Origin of the sequence: Mycobacterium sp. 1245499.0 (assembly GCF_001673615.1) — a bacterium.
GTDB classification, from domain to species: domain Bacteria; phylum Actinomycetota; class Actinomycetes; order Mycobacteriales; family Mycobacteriaceae; genus Mycobacterium; species Mycobacterium europaeum_A.
In genome coordinates this window covers 1-5,577 of the sequence record NZ_LZMG01000091.1, presented here as the reverse complement: position 1 = coordinate 5,577, position 5,577 = coordinate 1, and the positions used below count along the sequence as shown (strand labels likewise).

The following is a 5,577-nucleotide window of genomic DNA, read 5'->3' as shown; positions in this document are numbered from 1 at the left end:
GTGTTCGACGGCCGGTCGACGGACGAAACCCTCGACGTCGCGCGCAGCTTCGGCTCCGACCTCGGTGCCCGGCTCGTCATTCACAGTGGTCCCGATGACGGCCCCTACGACGCCATGAACCGCGGTGTCCAGATGGCCACGGGGGAATGGCTTCTGTTCCTCGGCGCCGACGACACTCTTTACGAGCCGGACACCGTGGGCCGGGTTGCAGCGTTCATTCGCGACCATGAAACCGCTGATCTCGTGTATGGCGACGTCATCATGCGCTCAACCGAAACTCGCCACGCCGGCGCCTTCGACCTCGACCGCCTGCTGTTCGAAACGAATCTGTGCCATCAGTCGATCTTTTACCGCCGTAAGCTCTTCGCCGGGATCGGCCCGTACAACCTGCGCTACCCGGTGTGGGCCGATTGGGACTTCAACATTCGTTGCTTCTCCAATCCGGCGCTGGTTACCCAGTACATGGATATTGTCATCGCGCGCTACAACGATATGACGGGCCTCAGCATGCGGGAGGGGGTCGACAGGGAGTTCAGAAAACGGCTCCCCATGTATTTCTGGGTGGCGGCGTGGGAGACCTGCAGCAGAATGCTGGCCTTCTTGAAGGACAAGGAAAACCGCAAACTGGCCGTCCGCTCGCGCGTGATCAGGTACCGGGCGGCGTCTAACGCACGGCAAGCGTCCGAAGTCACCGGTGAGTGAGTCGACAGGACGGTCCTTGCCCATCCTGAGGGGGATCTGAGACGTATGACGCTCGGGGAAGTGTTTGACCCACGCAAGAATGCCCTAAACGCGTGGCGCTTGACGTTGGCGACCGGTGTGATCCTGTGGCATTCCTTCCCGCTTACGGGGCGCATGCCCTTCGCGCCTCTTGTCCAGCTTCTCGGCCTTGGATGCGTCGACGGTTTCTTTGCGGTCTCCGGTTACCTTATCGTCTCGAGTTGGCTCCGAAGTCCGCAGCTTGGCCAGTACTTCATCGCTCGGTCCCTGCGGATCCTGCCAGGGCTATGGGTCTGCCTCGCCGTCACCGCCTTCGTCATCGCTCCAATCGGCGTGGCACTCCAGGGTGGTTCGGCGGCAAAGCTATTGCTGTCGCGAGCGCCGATCGAATACGTCCTGAAGAACAGCGCAGTGTGGACGTTCCAATTCGATATCGGCGGCACACCCCGCGGTATCCCGGTTTCGGGGATGTGGAACGGTTCCCTCTGGACTTTGGGGTGGGAGGTGCTGTGTTACATCGGTGTCGCGGTATTTGGCGTCGCCGGGTTACTTCGCCGAAAATGGCCTATCCCGTTGGCGTTGATGCTGGCTCTGGGCTGGTCGGTGGTGCTGCCGCCGTGGGGCGGCGTACACGCGATCGCTTCCAACGCAGCGCGATTCGCCCTCATGTTCTTGGCCGGGGCTCTTCTGCATCAGTTAAGAAACGTAATTCCCGCTAAGTGGTCGCTGGTCGCGGTATGTGCCGTCGTCGTCCTCGCGTCATCGGCCGTCTTGCCCAACTATCGGCTGATCGCCGCACTTCCCATGGCCTACGCCATAATCGTTTCGGGTTCGCTGATCAAAAACAGGCGGATGAGATTTCCCACCGACCTCTCCTACGGCGTGTACATCTACGCGTTCGCGCTCCAGCAGTTGCTGGTGCTCGCGGGACTTGTTCGCCTCAACTCAATCTTGTTCTGCTTCATATCCATTGCGGTCACCGTGCCTACCGCAGCGGTGAGCTGGTTTCTGATCGAGAAACCCGCGTTGTCCCTGAAGCGCCGTTTGAGGGGGAGCCGCGCCGCGCGCGGCCAGCCAGCTTCAGACCAGCTTGGCGAAACCGAGTCAGACCCGAGCCGCTATTCCGCTCGTGGCGAGACCGGCACGCGCACAGGCAATTTCTCAACCGACGAGAACGCCCCGGAACCACCCTCGGCGAGTCCGGAACCAGCCGTGTAGTTGCCCTCCGTGCAGAAGCGGAGGTGGCGCGTCCGTGACCTAGCTGTAGGGCGCGTGGCATTTACCCCGCCGGTCATCTCGAACAGCCAACGGAGGCAACGGCTTACGCGTTCGACTCCGCGGCGATCCGGTACCCGTGGACCGCCAGAGGAAAGAAGACGGCGAGGAATGCGACCGCCCACATCAGAGTCATTGCAACGGGCCACAGGATCGGGCCGCCGTGTGCCAGTGATCGCATCGCCTCGATGGGGGGGGAAATGGGCTGCACGCGTACGAACGCTTGAAGCCAACTCGGATACTGCCCGACCGGGGTAGTACCGGGATTGAGAAAAGCCAGCGCGACCGTCCCGCCCGCCAGCCAGGTAGTCAGCGCGCGGCCATTGGTGCGAATAATCAAAGCCATTGCCAGCGTTGCGAATTCGACCACCACGACCGACGGGATAAGAACGTATACCAAGGCCGAAGCCCATCCGTGTGTGAAGCGCAACCCCATGGTCACTCCGAGCGTTGTGATCAGGACCGTGCCGATGAGGACCCGGGTGGCCTCCGCAGTTAACCGACCAGTGAGTGCGCTGGCACGGTGTACTGGCAGCATCCACATTCTGCTAATCAGCCCTGTTTGACGGTCATCCGTGATTCCGACCGAGTTGGCCAGGCCACCGAAGAGCGCCGACAGCACCGCGCACGTCGGCACCAGTCCGTAAATGCTGTCGACACCGGTAATCCGGCGCACTTGATCGCTTAACACCGCTTGGTAAAGAAGCAGAAGCCCGATAGGCAAGAGCAGCGATCCCATGAGTACCGCACGGTCACGCCGCCAACGGGTAAGGAGTCGACCGGCGTGCACCCAGCTCTGAGCCAGCAGTGAACCTTGCACGCCGGGTTGTAGCGTCATCGAGCACGCCTCTGCATCCGTAGGGTGATGGCGCCGAAGATGACGATCATTCCCGCGCACCATGCCAGACTCGCCGACAAGTTGCTGATTGTTACGTGTCCGGCACCCAGCCCCCGCAGCGTTTCGGCGACCTGTGACACTGGCTGGTTGCGAACATACGGGCGCAGATAGCTAGGAAAGGCCTGCTCTGGGGCAATTCCGGTGGAAAGCATGAATAGCAACAGCTGGGGGACAAAAAGTAGGTAGCTCGCGCCCTGCAGACTTTTTGAACGCGAACCCAGAGCGTCGGCGCCGAGCGCGACGGCCAAGCAAAGCAGCAACGCGACGAGCATGAAGGCTACGCCGAAGCTCGTTCCACCGGCCATCCGGAATCCGAACGCATAGCCGGCCGCCATCGACACCGAGAGGGCCAATATGCCGCGCATCAGGGTGGCTGCTACCCGGGCGCTCACGGGCATTGCCGCTGCGATCGGCAGCGTTCTCAAACGCTCACCGAATGCTGACAAGTGGTCACGCGCGGCGCGGTCAGCGGTCATGAGCGCAACGAAGATCATCGACTGGACGACCACCGCGGGCAGCAAGTACTGCGCATAGCTTACGCGGCCTGTGTTTACCAGACCGTGCAGTGCGACCGTGAAACCGGCCAAATAGACTACCGGTGAAACGATTTCGAAAATGAGGCCGCCATCGCGTGCGGAAGACATTAGCGAACGTTCGGTTAGGGCGGCCAGGCCGCTCATGGTTGCGCCACGGTCCGTTCGGTGAGGTGTAGGAACGCCTCATCCAGTGAAGGTTTACGCAACGAAATGTCGGCGAGTTCGACGCCAAGCGCGTCGACCCGTCGAAACACATCGGCCAAAGTCGCCACCCCATCGGGGGCGAATACCGATACCGAGTTGCTATCACCATCGACATCTAGTCCGTTGAATCCGGCTAGTGTTGCCGCGACCTTGGGCAGGTCGGCCGGGTCCGCGGGGCTCACCTGGCAGTAACTGGCGCCCACCCTGCGCTTGAGCTCCTCGGCCGTGCCGCTTGCAATCACCTCTCCATGGTCGATGACGACGATCGAGTCGCTCAACTGGTCGGCCTCTTCCAAGTATTGCGTGGTCAATAGCACGGTGACCCCTTGCGCAGCCAACGAGCTAACTAACGACCACACGTCGCGGCGACTCCGTGGGTCGAGCCCGGTCGTCGGTTCATCGAGGAAAAGCACCTTTGGCTGCACCGTCAACGCACATGCGACGTCGGCGCGCCGCCATAGGCCCCCGGAATAGGTGCTTATCCGTCGATCGGCTACCGCGCCCAGATCGAACTGTTCAATCAGCTCGTCGGCGCGAGCCTTCGCCTGTTTGCGACGCAAGCCTCGCAGCCTGCCGAACAAGATCAGATTTTCCCTGCCAGTGAGCAACGTGTCCATCGCACTCATTTGCCCCGTCGTCGAGATGCTGGCGCGCACCTGCGCCGGCTGGCGGGCAATGTCGTGTCCGGCGACGGTGGCACGACCTGACGTGGGGCGAATCAACGTCGACAGAATGTTGATCGTGGTTGTCTTGCCGGCACCGTTATGGCCGAGCAAGCCACACACCGTTCCTGCTGGGACCGAGAAACTCACACCGCGCAGCGCATGGACATCGCGCCCGAATGTCTTTGTAAGGTTTACAACCTCGATAGCCAGCGAGCCGCTCACGTTAGGCAGTATTTCATGTTGGGAACCCCCTGTTGGCCGTATGGAATGGATAGGGCACTAGCGAGAAGAGGATGCCGCTGCCGGCATTGAGTGGATCGCGGCGACCGGGTTAAACGTGCAACCTTGGGATCTCGGCTGTGGGGGCATCGGCGTCGTCGTGGTGGAGCAAGGTTCGCACCGCCGGCCGCGTGCCCACGGAGCGAAGCAGCAGACTGGCCGGGCGCGGGCGGACCAACTGCGGCCACCAGAACCAGCGCCCGAGCAGGGCCGCGATGGTAGGCGTCATGAACGAGCGCACGATCAAGGTATCGAACATCAGGCCCAGGCCGATGGTGGTACCTACCTGACCGATGATGCGCAAGTCGCTGACCACCATCGAGGCCATGGTGAATGCGAATACCAGACCCGCATTAGTCACGACCTTTCCGGTACCGCCCATTGCGCGAATGATGCCGGTATTGATGCCGCCGGCGAGCTCCTCTTTCATCCGGGACACAAGCAGCAGGTTGTAGTCCGAGCCGACCGCCAACAAGACGATCACGGACATAGGTAGCACCATCCAGTACAACTTGATGCCAAAGATGTACTGCCAGATCAGCACCGACAACCCAAACGATGCGCCCAATGACAGCGTCACCGTCCCCACGATGACCAAGGCTGCCACGAAACTTCGGGTGAGAATGAGCATGATGATGAAAATCAGACACAGCGCACCGATGCCCGCGATAAACAGGTCGTAAGTGGAGCCGTCCCGGAAGTCCTTGAATGTCGACGCGGTGCCCGCGATGTAGATCTTGGAGTTTTCCAGCGGCGTGTTTTTGAGCGCTTCTTCTGCCGCCAGCCTGATCTTGTCGATGCGGTTCACGCTTTCAGACGTTGCGGGGTCGCCGCGATGCGAAATGATAAAGCGAGCGGCCTTTCCGTCCGGCGACAGAAATTGGGCCATTGCCCGCTTGAAATCCGGATTCTCGAAGATATCCGGCGGCAGATAGAAAGAGTCGTCGTTCTTGGAATCGTCGAACGCCTGCCCCATGACGGTCGCATCCTTGTCATTGCT

Annotated in this window: 6 protein-coding genes; 2 read left to right on the top strand and 4 right to left on the bottom strand. The window is 61.1% G+C overall.

Annotated features, from left to right (window positions below; translation table 11 throughout):
- Both A5646_RS04935 and A5646_RS04930 read left to right on the top strand, forming a co-directional pair.
- Window positions 1-702: glycosyltransferase family 2 protein (locus A5646_RS04935; protein WP_067020289.1), on the top strand; the 702-nt coding region annotated here is incomplete at its 5' end.
- A gap of 45 nt (window positions 703-747) precedes the next feature.
- The gene (locus A5646_RS04930; RefSeq protein WP_082984636.1) at window positions 748-1,938 is read left to right on the top strand and encodes an acyltransferase; all 1,191 of its coding nucleotides are present in this window, start codon (window positions 748-750) and stop codon (window positions 1,936-1,938) included.
- A 103-nt stretch (window positions 1,939-2,041) separates the two neighbouring features.
- Here the strand turns inward: A5646_RS04930 and A5646_RS04925 are convergent, their stop codons facing one another.
- From A5646_RS04925 to A5646_RS04910, 4 genes are all read right to left on the bottom strand, one after another.
- The gene (locus A5646_RS04925; protein ID WP_082984635.1) at window positions 2,042-2,833 is read right to left on the bottom strand and encodes an ABC transporter permease; all 792 of its coding nucleotides are present in this window, start codon (window positions 2,831-2,833) and stop codon (window positions 2,042-2,044) included.
- Complete coding sequence (locus A5646_RS04920) at window positions 2,830-3,573, bottom strand: ABC transporter permease (protein ID WP_067020282.1); 744 nt, start codon at window positions 3,571-3,573, stop codon at window positions 2,830-2,832. The genes A5646_RS04925 and A5646_RS04920 overlap by 4 nt, the downstream gene beginning before the upstream one ends.
- Window positions 3,570-4,520, bottom strand: coding sequence for an ATP-binding cassette domain-containing protein (locus tag A5646_RS04915; protein WP_231998236.1), 951 nt, complete (start codon window positions 4,518-4,520; stop codon window positions 3,570-3,572). The genes A5646_RS04920 and A5646_RS04915 overlap by 4 nt, the downstream gene beginning before the upstream one ends.
- A gap of 109 nt (window positions 4,521-4,629) precedes the next feature.
- Window positions 4,630-5,577: MMPL family transporter (locus tag A5646_RS04910; protein ID WP_156765519.1), on the bottom strand; the 948-nt coding region annotated here is incomplete at its 5' end.